The organism is Acidocella aminolytica 101 = DSM 11237, assembly GCF_900129125.1.
GTDB classification, from domain to species: Bacteria; Pseudomonadota; Alphaproteobacteria; order Acetobacterales; family Acetobacteraceae; genus Acidocella; species Acidocella aminolytica.
In genome coordinates, this window is the sequence record NZ_FQVJ01000015.1 from 21,062 (window position 1) to 43,954 (window position 22,893).

At 63.9% G+C, this 22,893-nt stretch carries 23 protein-coding genes; 14 read left to right on the forward strand and 9 right to left on the reverse strand.

Going from position 1 to position 22,893, the window contains the following annotated elements; translation table 11 throughout:
- Positions 1-36 precede the first annotated feature (36 nt).
- From BUB54_RS09650 to cobJ, 7 genes are read left to right on the forward strand one after another with little or no spacing between them, the layout of a single operon-like run.
- Positions 37-396, forward strand: a complete 360-nt coding sequence (locus BUB54_RS09650; protein ID WP_048878112.1) for a DUF1636 family protein — start codon at positions 37-39, stop codon at positions 394-396.
- Entirely contained in the window at positions 393-1,403 is a 1,011-nt protein-coding gene (gene cobW, locus BUB54_RS09655) for a cobalamin biosynthesis protein CobW (RefSeq protein WP_048878111.1), read from the forward strand. Before BUB54_RS09650 ends, cobW begins: the two co-directional genes overlap by 4 nt.
- A gap of 1 nt (position 1,404) precedes the next feature.
- Positions 1,405-4,632 carry a cobaltochelatase subunit CobN gene (gene cobN / locus BUB54_RS09660; protein ID WP_048878110.1) on the forward strand — a complete coding sequence of 1,076 codons (3,228 nt, stop codon included), beginning with the start codon at positions 1,405-1,407 and terminating at the stop codon, positions 4,630-4,632.
- The gene (gene cobG / locus BUB54_RS09665; protein ID WP_048878109.1) at positions 4,629-5,741 is read left to right on the forward strand and encodes a precorrin-3B synthase; all 1,113 of its coding nucleotides are present in this window, start codon (positions 4,629-4,631) and stop codon (positions 5,739-5,741) included. Before cobN ends, cobG begins: the two co-directional genes overlap by 4 nt.
- Positions 5,741-6,370 carry a precorrin-8X methylmutase gene (locus BUB54_RS09670; protein WP_048878108.1) on the forward strand — a complete coding sequence of 210 codons (630 nt, stop codon included), beginning with the start codon at positions 5,741-5,743 and terminating at the stop codon, positions 6,368-6,370. The genes cobG and BUB54_RS09670 overlap by 1 nt, the downstream gene beginning before the upstream one ends.
- Complete coding sequence (locus tag BUB54_RS09675) at positions 6,367-7,092, forward strand: precorrin-2 C(20)-methyltransferase (RefSeq protein ID WP_199444674.1); 726 nt, start codon at positions 6,367-6,369, stop codon at positions 7,090-7,092. The genes BUB54_RS09670 and BUB54_RS09675 overlap by 4 nt, the downstream gene beginning before the upstream one ends.
- The gene (cobJ, locus tag BUB54_RS09680; protein ID WP_048878106.1) at positions 7,089-7,823 is read left to right on the forward strand and encodes a precorrin-3B C(17)-methyltransferase; all 735 of its coding nucleotides are present in this window, start codon (positions 7,089-7,091) and stop codon (positions 7,821-7,823) included. Before BUB54_RS09675 ends, cobJ begins: the two co-directional genes overlap by 4 nt.
- On the opposite strand, the gene BUB54_RS09685 is transcribed toward cobJ, so the two are convergent.
- Positions 7,799-8,554 carry a cobalt-precorrin-6A reductase gene (locus BUB54_RS09685; protein WP_048878105.1) on the reverse strand — a complete coding sequence of 252 codons (756 nt, stop codon included), beginning with the start codon at positions 8,552-8,554 and terminating at the stop codon, positions 7,799-7,801. The two genes, cobJ and BUB54_RS09685, sit on opposite strands and share 25 nt — an antisense overlap.
- A gap of 41 nt (positions 8,555-8,595) precedes the next feature.
- Here BUB54_RS09685 and BUB54_RS09690 point away from each other — a divergent pair, with 41 nt between their 5' ends.
- The 5 genes from BUB54_RS09690 to cobF are packed head-to-tail and all read left to right on the forward strand — an operon-like array spanning position 8,596 to position 12,956.
- On the forward strand, positions 8,596-9,783 hold the full coding sequence (locus BUB54_RS09690) for a bifunctional cobalt-precorrin-7 (C(5))-methyltransferase/cobalt-precorrin-6B (C(15))-methyltransferase (protein ID WP_048878104.1): 1,188 nt from the start codon (positions 8,596-8,598) through the stop codon (positions 9,781-9,783).
- A complete protein-coding gene (locus BUB54_RS09695) occupies positions 9,780-10,136 on the forward strand; it encodes a cobalamin biosynthesis protein (RefSeq protein WP_048878103.1) in 357 nt (118 codons plus the stop codon). Before BUB54_RS09690 ends, BUB54_RS09695 begins: the two co-directional genes overlap by 4 nt.
- Complete coding sequence (cobM, locus tag BUB54_RS09700) at positions 10,133-10,909, forward strand: precorrin-4 C(11)-methyltransferase (protein ID WP_048878102.1); 777 nt, start codon at positions 10,133-10,135, stop codon at positions 10,907-10,909. Before BUB54_RS09695 ends, cobM begins: the two co-directional genes overlap by 4 nt.
- The gene (locus BUB54_RS09705) at positions 10,906-12,207 is read left to right on the forward strand and encodes a cobyrinate a,c-diamide synthase (RefSeq protein WP_048878101.1); all 1,302 of its coding nucleotides are present in this window, start codon (positions 10,906-10,908) and stop codon (positions 12,205-12,207) included. Before cobM ends, BUB54_RS09705 begins: the two co-directional genes overlap by 4 nt.
- Complete coding sequence (gene cobF, locus BUB54_RS09710) at positions 12,204-12,956, forward strand: precorrin-6A synthase (deacetylating) (protein WP_048878100.1); 753 nt, start codon at positions 12,204-12,206, stop codon at positions 12,954-12,956. Before BUB54_RS09705 ends, cobF begins: the two co-directional genes overlap by 4 nt.
- On the opposite strand, the gene BUB54_RS09715 is transcribed toward cobF, so the two are convergent.
- Positions 12,957-13,403, reverse strand: coding sequence for an RrF2 family transcriptional regulator (locus BUB54_RS09715; RefSeq protein ID WP_306309126.1), 447 nt, complete (start codon positions 13,401-13,403; stop codon positions 12,957-12,959). It lies immediately after the preceding gene.
- A 67-nt stretch (positions 13,404-13,470) separates the two neighbouring features.
- Here BUB54_RS09715 and BUB54_RS09720 point away from each other — a divergent pair, with 67 nt between their 5' ends.
- Together BUB54_RS09720 and hmpA are read left to right on the forward strand one after the other, a co-directional pair.
- Positions 13,471-13,869, forward strand: coding sequence for a group III truncated hemoglobin (locus BUB54_RS09720; protein WP_048878133.1), 399 nt, complete (start codon positions 13,471-13,473; stop codon positions 13,867-13,869).
- 24 nt (positions 13,870-13,893) lie between these two features.
- A complete protein-coding gene (gene hmpA / locus BUB54_RS09725; protein WP_048878099.1) occupies positions 13,894-15,063 on the forward strand; it encodes an NO-inducible flavohemoprotein in 1,170 nt (389 codons plus the stop codon).
- Between the two features lie 10 nt (positions 15,064-15,073).
- Here hmpA and BUB54_RS09730 read toward each other — a convergent pair whose 3' ends face one another.
- From BUB54_RS09730 to BUB54_RS09760, 7 genes are all read right to left on the reverse strand, one after another.
- Positions 15,074-17,737, reverse strand: coding sequence for a cation-translocating P-type ATPase (locus BUB54_RS09730; RefSeq protein ID WP_048878098.1), 2,664 nt, complete (start codon positions 17,735-17,737; stop codon positions 15,074-15,076).
- Entirely contained in the window at positions 17,709-18,731 is a 1,023-nt protein-coding gene (locus BUB54_RS09735; RefSeq protein ID WP_048878097.1) for a sodium:calcium antiporter, read from the reverse strand. Before BUB54_RS09735 ends, BUB54_RS09730 begins: the two co-directional genes overlap by 29 nt.
- A complete protein-coding gene (locus BUB54_RS09740; protein WP_048878096.1) occupies positions 18,728-19,753 on the reverse strand; it encodes an AI-2E family transporter in 1,026 nt (341 codons plus the stop codon). Before BUB54_RS09740 ends, BUB54_RS09735 begins: the two co-directional genes overlap by 4 nt.
- A gap of 234 nt (positions 19,754-19,987) precedes the next feature.
- Positions 19,988-20,182: a hypothetical protein gene (locus BUB54_RS09745; protein WP_048878095.1), complete on the reverse strand. Its 195-nt coding sequence runs from the start codon at positions 20,180-20,182 to the stop codon at positions 19,988-19,990.
- Positions 20,183-20,394: 212 nt separating this feature from the next.
- Positions 20,395-21,189 carry a hypothetical protein gene (locus tag BUB54_RS09750; RefSeq protein ID WP_139284862.1) on the reverse strand — a complete coding sequence of 265 codons (795 nt, stop codon included), beginning with the start codon at positions 21,187-21,189 and terminating at the stop codon, positions 20,395-20,397.
- The gene (locus BUB54_RS09755) at positions 21,129-21,860 is read right to left on the reverse strand and encodes a hypothetical protein (protein ID WP_048878093.1); all 732 of its coding nucleotides are present in this window, start codon (positions 21,858-21,860) and stop codon (positions 21,129-21,131) included. Before BUB54_RS09755 ends, BUB54_RS09750 begins: the two co-directional genes overlap by 61 nt.
- Before the next feature lie 91 nt (positions 21,861-21,951).
- On the reverse strand, positions 21,952-22,863 hold the full coding sequence (locus tag BUB54_RS09760) for a DMT family transporter (RefSeq protein WP_048878132.1): 912 nt from the start codon (positions 22,861-22,863) through the stop codon (positions 21,952-21,954).
- Positions 22,864-22,893 lie beyond the last annotated feature (30 nt).

Sequence of the window (22,893 nt, forward strand, 5' to 3'; positions counted from 1 at the left end):
GCGCGCCCGCTCCGCATATGGATGCGAGGGGTTTGAATGGGCGCGATTTTGCATGTCTGCATCACTTGCCGGGCCGGTTTGCCGCTGGTGGAGGGCGAGCCCTGTGCCGGGGCGCGGGTGCATGCGGCGCTGGCGGCCTTGAATGTGCCGGCGGGTGTGACGGTGCGGCCCGTGGAATGCCTTTCCGCCTGCAAGCACGGAGCGAGCATTGCGCTCTCTGGGCCGGGGCGCTGGTCGTATATTTACGGGCCGGTGAGCGAGGCGGATGCCGCCGTGATTCTGGATGGTGCCGCCGCGTATGCCGGAACACAGGATGGCATTGTGCCCTGGCGGGAGCGCCCTGCCCTTTTCCGTAAAAACGTGATTGCCCGTTTGCCAGCTTTGGAGGCGACATGACTGATCTTGCCAAAATTCCCGTTACCATCGTCACTGGGTTTCTGGGGGCGGGAAAGACGACGTTGATCCGGCATTTGCTGGCCCATTCCGGAGGTAAAAGGCTGGCGGTGCTGGTGAATGAATTTGGCACGATGGGCGTGGATGGCGAGATCTTACGCGGTTGTGCGGATGAGAATTGCCCGGAAGACGCGATTGTGGAATTGGCGAATGGCTGCATCTGCTGCACGGTGGCGGATGAGTTTATTCCGACCATGGAGACGCTACTGGGCCTAGAGAAAAAGCCGGATCATATTCTGATCGAGACCTCCGGTCTGGCTTTGCCGAAGCCGCTGTTGAAGGCGTTTGACTGGCCGGCCATCCGCTCGCGCGTGACGGTGGATGGCGTGGTGGCGATGGCGGATGCGGAGACGGTATCCTCAGGCCTGTTCGCGCCTGAGCAAGGGCGTAATGGCAATGAGCATGACACGCCGCTCTCTGAAGTTTTTAGGGACCAGATGGCTTGCGCGGATCTGATTTTGCTCTCCAAGGCGGATCTCGCCGGGGAAGAAAAGCTGGCCAAGGCGCGGGAGGTGGTGGCCAAGATGCTGCCCCGGCGAGTGCCGATGCTCCCTGTGACGGAGGGGGCGATCGGGGCGCGTGTTCTGCTGGGGCTGGACGCGGCGGCGGAGGATGATGTGGATGCGCGGCCCTCCCACCATGATGGGCAGGCGGCGCATGAGCATGATGATTTTGCGACCATCGTGGTGGATCTGCCGGAGCAGGAGAGCGCCGTGCCATTGCTAGCGGCGATTGAATATCTGGGGCGGGAGCAGCGGATTTTACGGGTGAAGGGGCATGTGGCCATTACTGGCAAGTCGATGCGGCTGCTGGTGCAGGCGGTGGGTGCGCGGGTGCGCAGCCAGTTCGACAAGCCGTGGGGGGCTGAACCGCGTGCCTCGCGCTTGGTAGTGATTGCTGAGCGGCATGACCTGAACGCCAAGATAATCCGGGCGGCGCTGGGCGGGTAGAATGCATATCGTCTTCCGGGAAAGACATGGGCTGGAGGAGGCGGAGACACCGCATGATCTTTGCCAGGACCCGGCGGAGATTGTAGTGCTGTCTTTCTCGGACGGTGATTTGGGGGCGTTTGCAGCTGCCTGGCAGGGGGCGAAGGCACGGGGGATTGTCCTGCCCAGCCTGCGGCTGGCGAATTTGGCGCTGCTGCGGCACCCGGTTTCGGTGGATGTGTATTTTGAGAAAACGCTAAGCGGGGCGAAGGCCGTGCTGGTGCGTTTGATCGGCGGGGAAGGCTACTGGGCCTATGGGCTGGGTGCCTTGCGAGATCTGGCGGACCGGCACGGGCTGAAGCTGGCGGTGCTGCCTGGCGATGGGCGGGCGGATACGGTTTTGGAGGGGTATTCCACCCTCGCGCCCGCGCGGCGGCAGGCGTTGGGGCGGTTATGTGACCAAGGCGGGCCGGAGGCGGCACTGGCTGCGCTGTCGCTGCTGGCACACGAGATTGGGCAGGGCGGCACGCAGGATTTTGCCCCCGCGCCGCTGCCAGATTTTGGGTTTTACCAGCCGGGCGCCGGAATTTTAGAAAAGGCGCCACAAGGGGGACGGCGTGTGCCGGTGGTGTTTTACCGCTCTTATCTCGTGGCGGCGGATGTGGCGCCGGTGGAGGCGTTGATAACGGCGCTGCGGCGCCGGGGGTTTGAGGCGTATGGGGTATTTTTACCCTCGCTGAAGGCGCGGGCGGCAGCGCGGTTTGTGGCGGCGCATCTGGTGGCGCATCCGCCCGTGGCGATTGTGAACGCCACCGCTTTTTCCGCCGCCGGGGATAACGGGGCAACGCCGTTGGATGGGCCGGGCGTGCCGGTGTTTCAGGTCGCATTTTCCACCGCGCTGCGGGATGCGTGGGCGGCCTCGGAACGGGGCTTGTCGCCAGCGGATCTGGCGATGCATGTGGCGCTGCCGGAGATTGACGGGCGGGTGTTTCTGGGCGTGGTGAGCTTTAAATCAGCCTGTGAGCGTGACGAGGATTTGCAATTTGCCCGGCATGTGCACTGCGCTGAACCAGAGCGGGTGGAGGCGGTGGCGGGGAAGATTGCCGCCTGGGTGAAGCTGGCTGAGACGCCCACAGCGGCGCGGCGGATGGCAATGGTGCTTTCCAGCTATCCGGGCCGGGCGGACCAGATGGCCCATGCGGTCGGGTTGGATGCTTTGCAATCCGCCAGTGAAATTCTGGGATTTTTGCAAGAGGCAGGGTATGGCGCGGCGCGGCTTGAGCATCTGCCCTGGTGGTTCAAGGCCGGGGAGGTGGTTTGGTCGGGGGCTGCGTATCAGGCGGCGTTGCGCGGCTTGCCCGCGACATTGCGGACTGAGCTGTATGAGGCGTGGGGCGAACCCGCGGATGAGTTCCGATTTCCGCTGGTCTGGTCTGGACATATTCTGATCGCCGTGCAGCCTGAACGCGGGGCGCAGCAAGAGCGTGAGGCGCAATATCACGATCTCGCCGCTGTGCCGTGCCATGGCTATGTGGCGTTTTATCTGTGGCTGCGGGCGCAGGGGGTGGATGGGCTGATTCATCTGGGCGCGCATGGCACGCTGGAATGGCTGCCGGGGAAAAGCGTGGCGCTGTCTGGCGATTGCTGGCCGGAGGCGTTGATTGGCGATGTGCCGGTAATCTACCCGTTTATCGTGAATGACCCGGGCGAGGCGGCCCAGGCAAAGCGGCGGCTTGGGGCGGTAACGGTTGGGCATCTGCCGCCGCCTCTGGCACCCGCCGCGATGCCGGAGCATCTGCAAAGGCTGGAGGCGCTGCTGGATGAATATGCCACCGCCGAAGGGCTGGACCCGAAACGGCGGGAGCGGCTGATTAGCGATATCCGCTCGGAGGCGCAGGCCCGGGGGGTAGAGCGGGATTTGCAGCTGGCGGCGGATGCTGGGCTGGCGGAAGCGATCACGCGGATTGACCGGTTTGTGTGCGATTTGAAAGAAAGTCGGTTTGGGGACGGGCTGCATGTGTTTGGCGGCGGTGTCTGCGGGGCGGAGGAACGCGCTGGGCTGCTGGCGGCGCTGGAGGGACGGCGGGTGGTGCCGGGACCGTCCGGCTCTCCGGCGCGGGGACGGGCGGATGTGCTGCCGACCGGGCGGAATATGTTTGCGGTGGACCCGCGCGCGATTCCTACCCGCGCGGCCCATGCGCAGGGCGTGAAGCTGGCGGAGGAGCTGCTGCGGCGGCATCTGCAGGAGAATGGTGAGTGGCCGCGCAGTTTGTTGGTGAACCTCTGGGGCTCGGCCACCATGCGCAATGCGGGCGAGGAGTTTGCCATGGCGCTGCATCTGGCCGGGTTGGTGCCGTGTTGGGAGGAGAGCAGCGCCCGCGTTTCAGGCTTTGAGATTTTGCCGCCCGTCTTGCTGGGCCGCCCGCGTATTGATGTGACGCTGCGGATTTCCGGGTTGTTCCGGGATGTGTTTGCGCATCTCGCGCAGCTGTTCGCGGCCGGGGCTGAGGCGTTGGCTGCACGCGAGGAGATGCCGGGGGAGAACCCCTATGCCGCGCGCGGGCCGCGCGTGTTTGGACCGCGTCCGGGGCAGTACGGGCTGGCGATGGGAGATGCGCCGGTGATTTTTACCGATGAAGCCAGGGCCGAGGCGGCGCGGGCCTGGCTGGCGGGGGCGGCATGGGCTGTGGGTGTTGATGGCGTTCCACGTGAAACATCCGGGGCGCTGCGGGAGCGGTTGCGGGGCACGGATGGGTTTGTGCATGTGCAGGACCTGCCGGAGACGGATTTGCTGCTGGCGGCGGATTATGCGGCGCATGAGGGCGGGATTGTCGCGGCGCTGGAGGCCCTGGGGGTAAAGGCGCCGCCGCTTTACCATCTGGATGCCACGCGGCCGGACGCGCCGCTGGCCCGGCTGCTGAATGAGGAGATTGGCCGGGTGGTGCGAGCCAGGGCGGCGAATCCGGCCTGGGTGGCGGGCATGATGCGCCATGGCTTCAGGGGCGGGGCGGAGTTGGCGGCGACGCTAGATCATATGGCGGCCTTCGCGAATCTGGCGCAGGCGGTGCCGGGGCATTTATTCGACCTGTATTTTGAGGCGACGCTGGGGCGGGACGAGGTGGCGGCGTTTCTGGAGGCGGAAAACCCGGCGGCGCTGGCGCGGATGCGGGATGTGTTCACGCGGCTGCGCGCGGCGGGGCTATGGGAGACGCGCAATAACGCCATTGTTGCGGCTTTGGCGACGCCATGAATGTGAAAGGCTGGTGCCCTGGCGCGTGGCGGCCGATGATGGCGGAGGATGGGCTGATATTGCGTATCCGCCCGCCGGAGGGGCGGCTTTCCTCCGCGCAGGCGCAGGGGCTGGCGGCGTTGGCGCGGGTGCAGGGGCTGGGGCGGTTCAGCCTTACCACCCGGGCGAATTTGCAGATGCGCGGCGTGGCGCTGGCACAGCATGAGGCGCTGCTGGACGGACTGCACGCGTTGGGGCTGCTGGATGCGGATGCTGGGCGGGAGCAGGCGCGGAATATTGTCGTCACGCCCTTCTGGCGGAGAGGGGATGGCACGTTGGCGCTGGCCCAGGCGCTGGCGGCGGCGTTGCCGAATCTGCCGCCTTTGCCGGAGAAGTTTGGATTTGCTGTGGATAGCGGGGCGCGGCCGGTGCTGGGGGATGTGTCCGCCGATATCCGGCTGGAGCGCGATGCGGCGGGGCGCTTGCTGGTGCGGGCGGATGGCGCGGCAGCGGGGGAGGTGGTGACGGAGGCGGTTCCGGCATTGTTGCGTCTGGCGCGGTGGTTTCTGGAAAGTGATGGCGCGCCAGGCCGGCGGGGGCGGATGCGGCGACATCTGGCCGCCGGACATGTGCCGCCCGAGGCGGATACGGTGCCAGCCGAAGCGGCGGCGCCAGCTGTGCCGGGGCGTTGTGAAGGCGGGATGCTGGTTGGGTTCGCCTTCGGGGAGATGGAAGCAGAGTGCTTGGCCGCGCTGGCGGCGGTAGCGCAGGAGATCAGGCTGACGCCTTGGCGGGCGGTGTTTCTGCCGGGTGTGGACACGCTTCCGGAGATGCCGGGGGTGATTCTGAACCCGGACGACCCGATGTGGCGGGTTTATGCCTGTACGGGCGCGCCCCATTGCGCCCAAGCCTTTGCCCCCACGCGGCATTTGGCTGCGGCGTTGGCGGGGTATCTGCCGGCGGGGGCGCGGCTGCATGTGTCTGGGTGCGGGAAGGGCTGTGCGCATCCCGCGCCTGCTGAGTTCACGCTGATTGCCGGAGAAAGCGGGTTCACCTTCAATGATGGCCGCGCGGGCCTTGACCCGGCAGCGCTGTGCAGTTGCCCGGTGCTGATTTTTGGAAGCGAATAATGCCACATAGTTACGAGACCGATGGCGCGGCCATCTATTGCCAGTCCTTCGCGACCATCCGGGCGGAGGCGGATCTGGCGCGCTTCACGCCGGAGGAAGAAGGCGTGGTAGTCCGGATGATCCATGCGCTGGGGCTGGTGGGGCTGGAAGCGCAGGTGCGGTTCACGCCCGGCATGGTCGGGCGGGCCCGCGCCGCGCTGGTGGCGGGCGCGCCGGTTCTGTGTGATGCGCGGATGGTGAGCGAAGGCATCACCCGTCCGCGTTTGCCCGCGAATAACCGGATTATCTGCACGTTGCATGAAGGCAGCGTGCCGGACCTGGCCCGGCAGCTTGGCACCACGCGCAGCGCGGCGGCGCTGGAGCTGTGGCGGCCGCATCTGGCCGGGGCGGTGGTGGCAATTGGCAATGCGCCGACGGCTTTGTTTCATCTGCTGAACATGCTGGAGGACCTGGATTGCCCGCGCCCGGCGGCGATTATTGGCTGCCCGGTCGGGTTTGTGGGCGCGGCGGAGTCCAAGGCCGCGTTGATGCAGGCGCCGCCTTGCCCGGCTGTGAGCGTGCAGGGGCGTCTGGGGGGCTCGGCGGTGACGGTGGCGGCGGTGAATGCCATCGCGTGTGCGGCGGAATGAGCATGGGGCGGATTATCTGTGCCGGGCTGGGGCCAGGTGACCCGGACCTGATGAGTCTGCGCGCCGCCCGTGCGGTGCAAGGGGCGGGGCATGTGGCTTATTTCCGCAAGGCCGGGCGGCAGGGGCAGGCGCGGCGGATTGTGGAGGGGATGCTCGCGCCAGGGTGCGTGGAATATGCGATGGAATACCCCGTGACCACGGAGCTGTCCGCCGACAGTGCAGCGTATATCAGTGTTCTAAACGGGTTTTACGATGACTGGGCAACGCGGCTGGAAAAGCTGGCCGCGACCGAGGAGGTGGTGGTGCTGTGCGAGGGGGACCCGTTTTTCTATGGCTCCTTCATGCATTTGCATGTGCGGCTGCGCGGTCGGGTGGAGATGGAGATTGTGCCGGGGATAACCGGTATGTCCGGCTGCTGGACCGCGACGGGGCGGCCGATTACCTGGGGGCGAGATATTCTCACCATTCTGCCGGGCACGTTACCGCAAGATGAGCTGGCGCGGCGGATGCGCGAGAGTGATGCCTTTGTGGTGATGAAAACCGGACGCAACCTGCCAAAGATTAAACGCGCTTTGGTGGCGGCCGGGCGGCTGGAGGCGGCGGTGCTGGTGGCGCACGGCACCACGCGGCAACAGCGCATCGTGCATGTGTCGGAGATGGCGGAGGGCGATTGCCCTTATTTCGCGGTGGTGATGGCGCATGGCGGGGCCGGGCGGGAATGAGCGGCTGGCTGGCCATTGCCGGGCTGGGGCCGGGAGATGAAGCGCTGATCACGCCCGAGGTGAGCGCGGCGCTGGCGCAAGCGACGGATGTGCTGGGCTATGCGCCTTATGTGGCGCGGGTGGCGGCGTGGGCGGGGTTGTGCCTGCATGGCTCGGATAACCGGGAGGAGCTGGACCGGGCGCGGCATGGTCTGCGTTTGGCGGCGCAAGGGCGGCGGGCGGTGATTGTGTCTTCGGGTGATCCGGGCGTGTTCGCCATGGCGGCGGCGGTGTTTGAGGTGCTGGAGGAAGACGCTGGCTGGGCGGCGCTGGAGGTGAGGGTGCTGCCGGGGATTACCGCGATGCTGGCCGCCGCCGCCAAGGCCGGGGCGCCGCTGGGGCATGATTTCTGTGCGATCAATCTCTCCGATAATCTGAAGCCTTGGGCGGTGATCGAGACCCGGCTGCGCTGCGCCGCGCGGGGGGATTTTGCGATGGCGTTTTATAATCCGCGCTCCAGGGCACGGCCGGAGGGATTCGGGCGGGCGCTGGAGGTGCTGCGGGAGGAATGCAACCCGGGGCGGCTGGTGATTTTCGCGCGCGCGGTGAGCACGGAGGATGAGCGGATAATCACCGTGACGCTGGCCGAGGCTACACCAGATATGGCTGATATGCGGACGATTGTGCTGGTGGGGAATAGCCAGACCAGGAGAGCGGGGCGGTTTGTTTATACGCCGCGCGCGGTGCCGTGATGCAGCCAGTGCAAAACCGCCTCTGGCGTGGCAGCGGTGGGCCGTGCGGGCAAGGCGGGGCGGTTGATGAGGTAAACAGGCAGACCGAGCTGGCGGGCCGCGTCCAGCTTGGCGCGGGCTCCCGCGCCGCCCGCGTTTTTGGCGATAACGAGGCTGATGCTGTGGTGGCGCAGGAGCGTGAGGTCGTTTTCCAGCGTGAAGGGGCCACGCGCCAGCACATAAGCCGCGTTGGGGAAGGGCAAGCGTGTGCCGGGGGCGTCAACCAGGCGGAGCAGATAAAAATGCGCCGGGTGCAGGGCAAAGGCGGTGAGGTTTTGCTTGCCGATGGCGAGGAAGATGCGTGTTGGCGCTTCCGGCAGGGCGGCGGCGGCGTGGTCCAGGCTGGCGAAGGTGCGCCATGTGGAATCGGGCACCCAGGCCGGGCGTTCGAGTGCGATAAGGGGCGTGGAGGTGGTGGCGCAGGCGGTGAGGGCGTTGCGGCTGATCCGCGCGGCGAAGGGGTGTGTGGCGTCGATGAGATGGGTGATGGCGTGCGCGCGCAGATAGGAGGCCAGGCCATCCGCGCCGCCAAAACCGCCGATACGGGTGGGCAAAGGCTGCGCCACCGGGGTTTCCGTGCGGCCAGCATAGGAGAAGATGGCGTCGATGCCCGCTGCCGCCAGGGCGCGGGCCATGCGGCTGGCTTCTGTGGTGCCGCCGAGCAGCAGCACGCGAGGGGTGATTGGGTGCATGGCTGGCGTTTTGGCGCGGTGGTAGCGTGGGGAGCAAGGGGATGACCCCGTGGCTGACGGTGATCGGCATTGGCGAGGACGGGCTAGCGGGGCTTTCAGCCGAGGCGAAGGCGGCGCTGGCGGCGGCCGAGTTTGTGTTTGGTGGGTCGCGGCATTTGGTTTTGGCACAGGCCGGGGCGCGGGGGCGGCATTGGCCGGTGCCGTTTTCGGTGGCGCCGCTTTTGGCGTGCAAGTCCTCACGGGTGGTGGCGTTGTGCTCGGGAGATCCGTTCTGGTTTGGGGCAGGAAGCGTGCTGGCGGCGAAGCTGGACTCAGGGGAGTGGTGGGCGTTGCCGGCGCCGTCTAGTTTTTCTCTGGCGGCGGCGCGGTTGGGGTGGCGGTTGGAGCAGGTGGTGTGTCTGGGCCTTCATGCCGCGCCTTTTGCCCGGGCCCGACGGCATCTGACCCACGGCGCACGATTGATCTGCCTGTTGCGTGGGGCGGAGAGCGTGGCGGCATTCGCGGCTTGGTTGGAGGCAATGGGGTTTGGCGCCTCGCGGCTTTGGGTGCTGGAGGCGCTGGGTGGCGCGCGGGAGCGTGTGCTCGCGGGCAGTGTGGCGGAGATTGCCGCCTTAGAGCCGGGGCGTGCGCCGGTGGCCGTGGCAGTGGAGGTGGCGGGTGGCTTGGGCCTGCCACGCGCGCCAGGGCTGCCAGATGAGCTGTTCGTGCATGATGGGCAGATCACCAAGCGGGCAGTGCGGGCGCTGACCATTTCGGCGTTGGGGCCAAGACCGGGGGAGCACCTCTGGGATATTGGGCTTGGGGCGGGGTCGGTTTCCGTTGAATGGCTGCTGGCGAGCGGCACGGGCCGGGCGAGCGGAGTTGAGGCGGATGCGGCTCGGGCGGCTCGGGCGCAAAGCAATGCCGAGGCGTTTGGGGTGGAGGAGCGGCTGCATGTTCTGCAGGCCAGCGCACCCGAGGGACTGGACGCGCTGGCCATGCCGGATGCGATTTTTATTGGCGGCGGGGCAAATGCGGCGCTGCTGGAGCGGCTTTGGGCCCTGGCGCCCGCAGGCACGCGGCTGGTGGCGAATGGGGTGACGCTGGAGAGCGAGGCACTGTTCACCAACTGGGCGGCGGCGAAAGGCGGGGCGCTGCTGCGGGTGGAGATGGCTGGGGCGGCGCCATTGGGGCGGATGCGTGGTTGGATGCCCGCGCGGCCGGTTTTGCAATGGAGTGTGGTGTTGTGAGGGTGGCCGGGCTCGGGTTTCGCACCGGGGCGAGGTTGGAGTCACTGCGCGACGCTTTGGCGGGCGCGGAAGTGAATGCCCTGGCCACGGTGGCGGACAAGGCGGCGGACCCGGCTTTGCGCGCGCTGGCGGAGGTGTTGGGGGTGGAGATTATCCCGGTGCCGGCGGAACGGCTGGCGGGGATGGAGACGCTGACGCACTCCGCCCGGGCGTGGGCGCGGTACAGGACGGGGAGTTTGGCCGAGGCTGCGGCTTTGTGCGCGGCGGGGCCGGGGGCCAGACTGGTGGGGGCGCGCGCGGCCTCGCCCGACAGGTTGGCCATGGTGGCGATTGCGGAAAGGAGCGGGGCATGACGGTGCATTTCATCGGCGCGGGGCCGGGGGCGGCGGATTTGCTGACGCTGCGCGGACGGGATCTGATCTCGGCGTCGCCGGTGTGCCTGTATGCGGGCTCGCTGGTGCCGGAGGGCGTGCTGGCGCATTGCCCGGCGGGGGCAAGGGTTGTGAATACGGCACCGTTGTCTCTGGATGAGATTATCGCTGAGATTCAGGCGGCGGACACGCAAGGGCTGGACGTGGCGCGGCTGCATTCGGGAGACCTTTCCGTATGGTCCGCGATGGGGGAGCAGTTGCGGCGGCTGCGGATGCTGGGGATTGCGTATGATGTGACGCCGGGGGTGCCGTCCTTTGCGGCGGCAGCGGCGGGGTTGGGGGCGGAGCTGACGTTGCCCGGCTTGGCGCAGTCCTTGGTGCTGACACGGCTGGGCGGGCGGGCCTCGCCCATGCCGGAGGGGGAGCGCTTGGCGGCCTTCGCGGCGACGGGGACGACGTTGGCGTTGCATCTTTCCATTCACCGCCTCGTGGATGTGGTGGCGGAGCTCACGCCGTTTTACGGGGCGGATTGCCCGGTGGCGGTAGTCTGGCGGGCCTCCTGGCCGGATGAGCGGATTGTGCGCGGCACGCTGGCGAGCATCGAGGCGATGATGGCGCCGGAGATTGACCGCACGGCGCTGATTCTGGTGGGGCGGGTGCTGGGCGCGGAGGTGTTTGAGCATTCACGGCTTTATGCGGCGGATTATGATCGGCGTTACCGGCCCACCGGTCCTCATCCGCATTTCCCCGCATGAAGGGGCTTTTGGTGGCGGCCCCGGCGTCGGGCGCGGGGAAAACGACGGTCACGCTGGGGCTGGCGCGGGCTTGGGCCCGGCAGGGCGTGGCGGTGCGGCCGTTTAAATCCGGGCCGGATTATATCGACCCGGCTTTTCTTGGGGCGGCGGCGCGGCGGGATTGCTTTAATCTGGATAGTTGGGCGATGGGGCAGGCCGAGATGGCGGCGCTGGTGGGGCTTGGCGCGGGGAATTTAGCGCTGGCGGAAGGCTCCATGGGGCTGTTCGACGGTGTGGCGGACAAGGGTGCTGCGGGCAGCGGGGCGTCGGCGGATATCGCGGCGCTGATGGGCTGGCCGGTGCTGCTGGTGCTGGATGCGCGCGGCCAGGCGCAGAGCGCGGGCGCGGTGGCGGCGGGGATGGCGACGTTCCGCCCAGGTGTGGAGATTGCCGGGGTGATCCTGAACCGCGTGGCGAGCGCCCGGCACGAGGCGCTGTTGCGGGTGGGGCTGCGTGAAGCCGGGCTGCGTGTGTTCGGCGCGTTGCCCAGGCAGGAAAACGTGACCGTGCCGGGGCGGCATTTGGGGTTGGTGCAGGCGGCGGAATTGCCGAGGCTGGAGGCGTTGCTGGAGAGTGCGGCGGATCTGGTCAGTCAATATTGCGACATTGAGGGGCTGCGCGCGGTGGCGGCGGGGCGCGAGCTGGGGGCCGAGGCGCTGCGGGCCACGCCGCCAGGGCAGCGCGTTGCGTTGGCGCGGGATGCGGCGTTTTCCTTTCTGTATCCGCATTTGCTGGCGGGGTGGCGCGCGGCGGGGGCGGAGATTTTGCCGTTTTCGCCGTTGGCGGATGAAGCCCCCGCGCGGGATGCGGATGTGTGCTGGTTGCCCGGCGGCTACCCGGAGCTTTATGCCGGTCAACTGGCGGGGGCGCGAAAGTTTCTGGCGGGGCTTCGGGAATTTGCAACGATAAAGCCGGTGCATGGGGAGTGTGGCGGCTATATGGCTCTGGGCGAAGCGCTGGTGGATGCGGATGGCATCAGCCATGAAATGGCGGGGCTGCTGGGGTTGTGTACATCTTTTGCGAAACGCCGGATGCATCTGGGGTATCGGCGGGCCACGCTGAACGCGCCGTTGCCGGGCTATGCGGCGGGGGCCATGTTGGCGGGGCATGAGTTTCATTACGCCTCGATTTTGGAGCAGCCGGATGCGCCCTTGGCGGAGGTGATGGATGCGAACAGCAAGCTGGTGGCGGAAACGGGATCGCGGCGCGGGCGGGTGTCCGGGAGTTTTTTTCATTTGATCTCGGCGGTAACAGCGTGACGGCGCGGCTTTGCCTGATTGGCATTGGAACGGGGAATCCTGAGCATCTGACGCTGGAGGCGGTAAAGGCCATGCGCGCGGCGGATGTAATTCTGATTCCCCGCAAGGGGGCGGACAAGGCGGATCTGGCGGCGCTGCGCCAGAGCATCTGCGCGGATGTTCTGGGTGATGACACAGCCAGGCTGGTGGCGTTCGATCTGCCGGTGCGTGATGCCGCTAACCTGGATTACCGTGCCGGGGTGGAGGCGTGGCACGACGCCATTGCCGCCTGCTGGAAACAGGTGCTTGACAGCACCTTGCCGCAAGGCGGTGAGGCGGCGCTGCTGGTGTGGGGGGATCCCTCTCTTTACGACAGCACTTTGCGGATTGCGGCGCGGTTAGGGCTGAAGGTGCGGGTGGTGCCAGGGATTACCTCCATCCAGGCGCTTACAGCAGCGCATGGGATGGTGCTGAACGAGATCGGTGCGCCGTTTCTGGTGACCACGGGGCGGCGGTTGCGTGAGGGCGGCTGGCCGCAAGGGGTGGAGACGCTGGTGGTGATGCTGGATGGCGGCTGCGCGTTTCAAACCCTGGCGCCGAAGGGGGTGGAGATTTGGTGGGGGGCTTATTTGGGCATGGCGGCGCAGATTATCCTTTCCGGGACGCTGGCGGAGGCTGGGCCTGAGATTATCCAGGCGCGCAAAGCGGCGCGGGCGGTGCATGGATGGATCATGGATATTTACATCCTGCGATGGACCGGGGCGGTTTGATTATTGCACGGTCAGGATCTGGCGAAGCTGCGCGGGGCGGCCCTTGGCGATAATGTCGGCCAAGCTGTAACGGTCCAGCGCCAGGAAAAATTGCCCGACGGCTTCTCGCAGGGCGCAGGTCATGCCGCAGGCGGGGGCCAGGATGCAGGAGCCGCAGCCGACCAAGTCGATCTGCCCCTCGGTATGGCGCAGAAGCTGGCCGATATTGATCTCTGCAGCAGGGCGGGCCAGACGGATGCCACCGCCGCGCCCGCGCAGGCTGTGTATGTACTCAGCCCCGGCGAGGTCGCTCACCACCTTCATCAGATGGTTTTGGGAGATGCCGTAAGCCTGGGCGATTTCATGGATCGAGCAGAGGCGGTCCGCGTGGGTGGCCAGATATAGCACAACCCTGACCGCATAGTCTGAAAACTGGGTCAGGCGCATGGTGGGTCCATAAAGATGCATTCCACTTGCATGTTTTTTGGGTCTTCAATAAGATGTATACATAATGCATCTTATTGGGTCGTTTGTCATGGAAATCGTTGAAGGTCTCGACGAGCCAAATCTGACCGCGCTGGTTGAGCGGTTTTACGCACAGGTGCGTGTGGACCCCGTGCTGGGGCCGGTGTTCAACATGGCGATTGCCGATTGGCCCGCGCATTTGCGTAAGCTCTCGGCGTTCTGGTCCTCGGTGATGTTGGGGTCGGGGCGGTATAAGGGGCAGCCCGTGCCGGCCCATATGCGCCACCGGGCGGAGATTGATCCAGCCATGTTCGAACGCTGGCTGGGCCTGTGGGAAAGCAGCGCCCAGGTCTGCCTGCCGCCGCCAGCCGCATCGGCGGTGGTGGCCAAGGCGCGGCTGATCGCCTGCAGTTTGCGGATGATGCTGTTTCCATTGCCGCTCCGGGATGTTGCTGTTTCCCGTTCCTGAAAATTTTAAAAGGATAATTCTGTCATGCTGACGCCTGAGCAGACCGCGATCATTAAAGCCACCGTGCCATTGCTGGAAACAGGCGGCGAGGCGCTGACGACGCATTTTTACAAGGTGATGCTGGGTGAATACCCGCAGGTGCGGCCGCTGTTTAATCAGGCGCATCAGGCCAGCGGCGCCCAGCCTCGCGCTTTGGCCAATAGCGTGTTGATGTACGCGAACAATATCGATAAATTGCAGGCGTTGGGGCCGCTGGCGGCGCAGATTATCAACAAGCATGTGGCGTTGCAGGTTCAGCCGGAGCATTACCCGATTGTTGGCGCCTGCCTGCTGCGGGCGATCCGCGAGGTGCTGGGGGCGGAAATTGCGACGGATGCGGTGATCGACGCTTGGGGGGCGGCGTATCAGCAATTGGCTGATCAGCTGATTGGCGCCGAGGCGGGGATTTACGACCAGCTTGCCGCCGCGCCGGGCGGTTGGCGTGGGGGGCGGGCGTTCCGCGTTGCTCGCAAAGTGGCGGAAAGTGCGGAGATCGCGTCGTTTTACCTGGAGCCAGTGGATGGCAAGCCTGTGCTGGATTTCACGCCTGGGCAGTATTTGGGCGTGCAGCTGATGATTGACGGGCAGGAGGTGCGGCGCAATTATTCGCTCTCCGCCGCCGCCAATGGGCGCAGCTACCGGATTAGCGTGAAGCGCGAGCCGCATGGCTTGGCGTCTGGTTTCCTGCACGACCAGGTTCGGGAGGGCGATGTTCTGGAGGTGTTTCCGCCCGCCGGAGATTTTGTGCTGCGGGACGGGGACAGCCCGCTGGTGCTGATTAGCGGCGGGGTTGGCGTGACCCCGACCCTGGCCATGGCGGAAGCGGCCCTCGCCGATGGCAAGAGGGATGTGACCTTTCTGCATTATGCCCGCAACAAAAACGTGCAGGCGTTTAAGGAGACGTTGGAAGGCTGGGCCGCGCGGTATCCGCGTTTCCGCGGCGTGACGGTGTATGAGCAAGGCGACAGTGACGTGCGGGGACGCCCAGAGATCGGGCATCTGCAACGCTATCTGCCGGAGGGGTTGGATTGCGATGTGTATTTCCTGGGGCCGAAACCGTTTATGGCGGCGATCAAGAAATCCCTCACAGCGCTGGGGCTGCCGGAGGAGCGGCTGCGCTATGAGTTCTTCGGCCCGGCGGAAGTGCTGGATTAACGCCGTGTGATCAGCCGAGCGGGGGATGGCCCGCTTGGCGTCTGCGGACCCATTTCACGGTTTCCAGCAGTATGAAGATCAGGCTGGAGGCGCCGATGGCGAGCGCCAGCTCAGCCAGGGTGAGGGGCTGCGCGTTGAAGACTTGGTTGAGGCCGGGCGTGTAGATGACCGCCAGCTGCAGAAAAAATGTGAGCAGCACCGCGCCGAGCAGCTTTTTGTTCGACAAAAGACCTTGCTGGAACAAGGAAATATGCGAGGAGCGGATGGCCATGACCTGCCACATCTGCACCAGGGTGAGCACGGTGAACACCATTGTTTGCCAGTGCGTATCCTGCGCGCGGATGGCGGCGGCCTGGGTGAGCAACGTGATGGCGGCCATGATCAGTCCGGTCCAGATGACTTCAAACCCCATGCCGCCGGCGAACAGCCCTTCACGCGGGGGGCGTGGCGGGCGGGACATGATGTCCGCTTCCGCTGGTTCCGCCGCAAGGGCGAGGCCAGGCAGGCCGTCTGTGACCAGATTGATCCAGAGGATCTGAATGGGAAGAAGCGGCATAGGCAGGCTGAAGAACGGAGCGAGAAAGATCGCCCAGATTTCGGCGGAGTTGCAAGCCACCACAAAGCGGACGAATTTACGGATATTGTCGTAAATCCGCCGCCCCTCGCGCACCGCCGCGACGATGGTGGCGAAATTATCGTCCAGCAGCACAAGACTTGCTGCTTCCCGGGCGACATCCGTGCCGCCTTTGCCCATAGCCACGCCGATATCGGCGCGGGCGAGGGCAGGGGCGTCGTTCACGCCGTCGCCAGTCATGGCGACGATCTCCCCATTGGACTGCAGGGCGGTGACGATGCGGATTTTCTGCGCGGGATCGACACGGGCATAGATGTTGGTCCGCGCTACATGGCGGCGCAGGGCGTTGTCATCCATCGTTTGCAGATCGTGCCCGGTCAGGACGGCCGCGCCGTTGATGCCGTCATCGGGGATGCCCAGCGCGCGGGCGATGGCGCGGGCGGTGGCGGGATGGTCGCCGGTGATCATCACGGGGCGTATGCCCGCCTGACGGCAGGTGGCAACCGCGATGGCGGCTTCCGGACGGGGCGGGTCCAGTAGCCCGGCGAGGCCGAGAAATTCGAGTTCAGTTTCCAGGGCGGCCGGGGAGGGAGAGGGGGTGGCGTGGGGTTTGCGGGCGATGGCGAGCACGCGCAGCCCGTTGGCCGCCATGGCGGCGGCTTGCTGCATGATGACGTTGGCGTCGGCGGGCTGGGCACCCGGGATCGTGGTGCAAAGCGGAACCACGGCCTCCGGCGCGCCTTTGGTGTAGCTGACCAGCCGCCCGTCTTTCTGGTGCAGCGTGGTCATGCGTCGCCGTTCTGAATCGAACTGGCGTTCAGACACCCGGGGCCAATGGGCGCGTTCAGCGGGTACGTCGAACCCGGCGGCGGTGGCGGCGTGCCATAAGGCGGTTTCCGTGGGGTCGCCCAGCAGGGTACCGGTTTCGTCCAGGGTGGAATCGTTGCACAGCAGAATGGCGCGGAGCAACTCGGACGTTGCGTGGGTGTCCTGATGCAGCGCTGTGGCGGTGAGGGGGCCGCTGGGCGTCCAGACCTCGATCAACTGCATGTCATTCAGGGTCAGGGTGCCGGTTTTGTCCGAGCAGATGGTGGTGACGGAGCCCAGTGTTTCCACGGCGGGCAGGCGGCGGACAAGGGCTTTGGCCTGGGCCATCTGTGAGGCGCCCAGCGCCAGAAGCACCGTGACCACGCCGGGCAGAGCCTCAGGGATCGCGGCAACGGCGAGGCTGAGGGCGGTGAGCAGCATCAGCAAGGGAGCTTCGCCGCGCAGCAGGCCGGTGATGAAGATTAGGGCGCAGATAACCAGCGCCGCGGTGGCGATCTGGCGGCCAAACTGCGCCAGACGCAGTTGCAGCGGCGTGCGGCCGGGGGGTGCACCTTCCAGCATCGCGGCGATTTTGCCGAGCTCGGTTTCCATGCCGGTGGCGGTGACCACCCCGCGCCCCCGGCCGCTGAGGACCAGCGTGCCTTTATACGCCATGCAGAGACGCTCCGGCAGTAAGGTGCCGGGGGGTGAGGCGGGTATTTGCTTCAAGACCGGGGTTGATTCTCCGGTGAGGGCGGCTTCGCCCATTTGAAGCCCGGCAATCTCCAGAAGCCGCAGGTCGGCGGGGACGGCGTTGCCGGCCTCTAGCAGAACCAGATCCCCCGGCACCAGCGCTGTCGCGGGCAAGGTTTGGGGGTGGCCGCCGCGCAGAACCGTGGCGGTGGGTGCTGTCATGCGGCGCAGCGCGGCGACGGCGTTGGCGGCCCGGACCTCTTGCAGGAAGCCGACAACTGCGTTGAGGATGACGATGGCCAGGATTACGGCTGTGTCTTCAATATTGCCAATGATGCCTGAGAGTATGGCGGCGCCGATGAGAAGCATGATCATGAAATCGCCAAACTGGGCGACCAGTATGGACAGGCGGCTTCGGGATTTGCCCTCCAAAATCTCATTCAGCCCATATTGGCGGGCGCGGGCGGCGGCGGTTTCGGGGCTTAGCCCTTCCGCGGGGTCGCTTTGCAGCGCGGTCAGCGCTTCCTCAGGCGGCAGGGTGTACCACGCCGTCGCCTGAGGGGCGGGCGGTTTAGCGTGCGCCATGGAGGTAGAGGACATAGCTGTTGAGCAGATACATGGTGAATAATCCAAAACTGATCCAGCCGACGGTACGGAACAGCCGGCCTTGTGGCCGGTAAAGCAGGCCCGCGATCACCAGCCCCGACATGACCATGCAGGACAGCGCCGAGATGATATGGATAGGGGAGACGTGGGATAAAATCGGCCCTTGGCGGTAAAACAGATCGTCGATCCCGAGGATCAGTATGTTGAACATATTGCTGCCGAGGAGATTGGCGATGGCCATGTCCACCGCGCCGATTCTGACCGCGACGGCGCTGACGATTAGTTCCGGCAGAGAGGTGACGGCGGCCACAAACAGCGTGCCGACAAAGGTTTGCTGCCAGCCCATGAGGGCGGCCAGCTTCACGGCTACAAAGGGCAGGGCGGTGCCAGTGGCGACAATCAGCGCGCCGGCGATGGCGTATGAGCGGATGGCCTGGGCCAGGGAAATATCCGAGTAGAGGCTTTCAACGGTTTCGACCCGCTGCTCCTGATTGGCTTTTTCATAAGTGAATACCGCCCGCACGCCGAGGGCGTAAAGCAAGAACATGATCGGCGTGTAGCCGCCGATGCCGAAAGCTGAAAAACCCATCCCCTGGCCGTGTAACACCAAGCTGAGAGCGGCCAGGCCGATGAGCATGATGCCGAACGCCGCGGACAGGATGTGGCCCTGCCGGACGCGGCGGTAAACGCTTTCCTCCCGCAGCATGAAGTCCAGCACTATGAGGATGGCGAGGTTGAACACGCAACTGCCGAATATGTCACCCACCGCTGTATCCGGTGCGTTGGCGAAGCTGACGGCGCTGATGCCGGTGGTGAGCTCCGGTAGGGAGGTGATGGAGGCCACGAGAATCAGCCCCACCCAACTGCCGGAGAGGTTCAGCTTGACCGCGAGCACGTCCCCATTGCGGGAGAGTACCGGCCCGGCCACTCCCACCAGCGCGAGGCACGCCGCGAACGCCAGCCAGATGCCCAGAACAGCGAGCGTCATGGAGTTGGTCCCAGCGTGCGCCGCCGGGCGATGGAGAGCAGAAAGAGCGTGATCGTGACCGCCATGGGACCAAGGATGAAGCCCGGTGTGCCAAACAGCAGCACCCCACCAATGATCGCGATAAAGACCGGTACGGTATGCAGCTTGAGCCGGTTGCCGACCAGGATGGGACGCACGACATTGTCGATCTCGCCGACCACCAGCGCGCCCCATAAGGCTAGGATCACGGCTTTGACCTCGTGCCCTTCCCAGGCGAGATAGGCGGCCTCGGGGATCCAGATGACGAAGGTACCCAGCACGGGCACGATGGCCAGCAGGCTCATCACCACACCCCAGAACAGCGGCGCTGACAGCCCAAGCGCCCAAAACATGAGCCCCGCCAGGACGCCCTGGAGGATGGCGACCATGATGGTGCCATAGACGATCGCGTAGATGGTGCCGGTGATGCGCTCGAATAGTTGGTTTGTTTCCGCCTCGTTCAGTGGCAACAGGCCGCGGGCGGCTTGGCTGGCGGCTTTCCGGTCGCGCAGGAAGTAGAACAGGATGTAGAAGGTTAGAATAATCTCGATAGCCTGCCGGAGCGAGCCGCGCAGAAATGAGGCGCCGGTATTACTCAAAGTGGTGACAAGTTGGTTGAACAGGCCGGAAACATCGACTTGTTGTTCCAGCTTGGCCAGAAAGGACGGCAGTTGCAGCTTGCCGCCTGACAGCTCCGACTGAATATAGGCCGCGCCCGATACCGCGCCGTGCAGCAGCCGGTTCACCACCAGCGCTGAAGGCGCGGCGACGATGATGATGGCGGCGAGAACCGTGACGGCGGCGGCGAGATTTGAGGAGCGCAGATATTTTTCAAGCCGGGATTGCAGTGGTGAAAACAGCACCGCGAGGGTAAAGGCCCAGGTGAGCGCGCCGGAAAAGGGCAAAGCCAGCAACGCGCAAATCAATGCCCCGCCCAGAGTGAGCGCGATGAGAACGAGCATATTGACACGTTCAGCTTTGCGGTGTGGGTCTGAAGGCGTCATGTCCGGCCTGCATTCAATGCGTGTTTTGCCAAGGCACCACCTTTCAACCTTGCGGGTGGCGATGTCACCTGCGGGGAATGATTCGATAAAACAATGTTATCAATGTTTTATGCAAGCCCATTCAACAATATTTTTGGGGAGATTGATTTGAGGCAAGTCAATTGACCAGCCTCAGGCCGGTGGGGGGATGAAGAAAGCGGGGCGAGGCCTTTCGGCCTCGTCCTCAAAACTTGTTTATCGCTTGGTCTTTTGTGGGGCGGCGTCACGCGTGGTGTCGTGGTCTGCTTCCAGCTGTGCTTCATTGAGCACCAGCGGGCGGACTTTGTGCCAAAGCTTATAGGCGGTGCCAGGGTCTCCGCCTGCTTCCTGCCACATGACGAAAAGCCGTTCCTTCATGCGAGAGCCAGCAAATCCTTTGGTAACTTCCATGTCTGCGTACCTCCTCAGGATGATTCGCATTTCCCCGATGTTAGAGGGAAACCACTTTTTATAGGCGCCTTGGGGGCAGTTTCAGGTTAAACAAATTTCATGAACAGACTGTGCCGACGAGATACGGCAAGTTTCATATATTGCGGTGGTTATTTTCCGGCGGTACCAGCGCCTTGCCAGCCGCGCGCCGCGGGTATGCAGATGGTGGGTCATTATTTCGTCAGTTGAGGCAATAGCGGGTGGTTCCAGACCAAAACCGTATAGGCGGGCCCAGCTGAAAAAGTCAGGGTTTGGGCAGGACGGCCAAATTGTGTTTCGGCACCACGAACACAATCTTGCACATGAGGGTATTGAGCGCTTTGGCTAACGATTATAAAAGTGTTGCGTTTGTTGGTCTGATCGGAAGGCTTGGACCATAATTGTGAAACATTAAGCCCTGGAGAAGGTTCTGCTCGGTAGGAGGGCGCAATAAAAGAAATCGGGCGGATAATTACATCGCCTTTGCTGATCCAGGAGACTGTGTTGGCCAGCGCCTCAAAATAGCCAGCATATCCGTAATGAAGCTGAGGTGCCAGCAGAAACTTGGAAATGCCGAGCGCCTGTTGGTCGTTGATTCCGCCTGAACGCCAGAAAGGCATGGTTTGTACAATAGAGTTGAGCGCAAAGGCCATGCCGAACAGCAGGCCAAAAGCCCGGACCGGCAGGCTGTTCAAGACAGGGACGTTCCGAAAGCTGATGAGAATATAAGCAGGGGCAAATAGAAAGATGGCATTAAAATAAAGCGCCGACCAGAGAGAGCCAGACGCATTCCACAAGACAACATACGCAGCGACAGAAATAAAGACCGTGCAGAAAATTTCCACCAAACCAAGCTTGCGAGTTCGGTGCGAGGTTAAAACGGATGAAAACAGCCAGACCAGTATGAAAAGCGTTGTGATGAAACCTGTTAAACGCTCGTTCGGTAGCTTGCCAATGACGCGGAAATAAGCAGTAATCGCATATGGCAAAAAGGCGCTGTTGGCTTTGATGGTGGCCAGCAGTTAAGGCTGACGGGGGGAGGAACCTGATTCGTGAGTAATCCGAATCCATGTGTTTTCAGATAGGCGAAGATAAATAATGCGGACATAGACAGACGCAGAAGCGGCAAATATTTGCCGGAGGCGAGTAACATCATAAGAAATGACGCGGACAGTAGCGGCACAAGAAACGCGGAGTCAGCCCGTGGGTCGCTGACGCATGCGGCAATCAGCAGCAGATCAGCAAGGAACGACCAGGCCGCATGGCCGCCGCGCAGTAAAAAAATGATAGATAAGGCAGCGAATAATCCATAAACCGTGGAGATGCCGTGGGGGATGGGAAAGCCCAGGAAGCCCATGGCGCCGCTTATGAAAATCGCCCAGCCGGAGAGAATCACGATGGTTGGTTTGACGTCAAATATCCAGAATAGAAAGAAATAGTGCGGGGCTAGAGAAAATTGAAAATTGTCGGGTGGTGAACGGACGGTGGTCAAAAAACCCCAGCCATCATGGTGAATGTCCCGCCAAAATAAGGGAATGCTGGAAACGTCGAAATCAACGGTCAAACCATGAAAAACAAGCTGGAATGTGTTGCAGAGGCCAAATAGAATGAGTGCCGCGAGACTATAGTCAAGAGGTTTCAGCACATGGTTGGCTCGCATCCGGCAATCTCCCGCGGGGGGCTCACAGGTCTTTCATCAGACGATGTTTTGTGATGAAAAACCAGCCTCGGCTCTTGCGGCTTTTACCCGCTTAGTCCGGTGATGCGACGATATTCAGCGAGGGCAGCAAACGGCTTTTCCAGGAAGGAGTGAAAATCACCACATTTCCGGCCAGGACTAATATAATTCCGGTCAAGGAAACGAGCGTCCAGACATAGCCTTCCAGCAGAGAGGACACTGTCAGTGCCACCACCGGCGACACCACCGTGACATAGGCTGCCTTTGCGGCCCCCACCCGCGCGACGAGGGACAGATACGCCATGAACCCGACCACCGAGCCGATTATGGCCAGATAAGCCAGCCCGCCCAGATATGGCCGGGAGATATGCGGTAAAAACCCATGTCCTTGCACCAGAATGACAACCGCCAGCAGGCCGGTGCCCCAACCCATCCCGCGGGCAATGGCGTTGGGCAGCGTCACGCCGTGGGACGTGGCCTTGCCAGCCACTAGATTGCCGATTGAGAATAAATACGTCCCGGCTAGGGCCAGAAGCACGCCTTGCACAAAATGTCCTTGGGGCACTGCGGAAATCTGGCTGCCGAACAGGCAAACAACTCCCAGGCACCCCGTTGCCGCACCCAGCAGTACTCGCAGCGACGGCCGGATGCCCCGGAACCACCACTGGTTAAACGCATTGAATACGCTGGCCATGCTGAACACCACCGCCACCAAGCCGCTCGGCACGTTATGTTCGGCCGCGTACAGGCATAGAAAATTGCCGGAGAATAAGGTCAGTCCCAAAGCGGCGAACCATGGCTGCAAGCACAAGGGGGTGGGCTTTATTCGCTTGGTGACCGCGAGCCCCAGCCAAAGTAGCCCGGCTGCCGTGACGAAGCGCCAGAAGATCGAGACAATGTCCGGCGTCGTGCCCAACTGAAGATGGATCGCATACCAGGTGAAGCCCCAGGCCAGGGCGACAACCGTAAATAAAACTGCCTGCATCAGACCAACATCCAAGAATGAACCATTGCA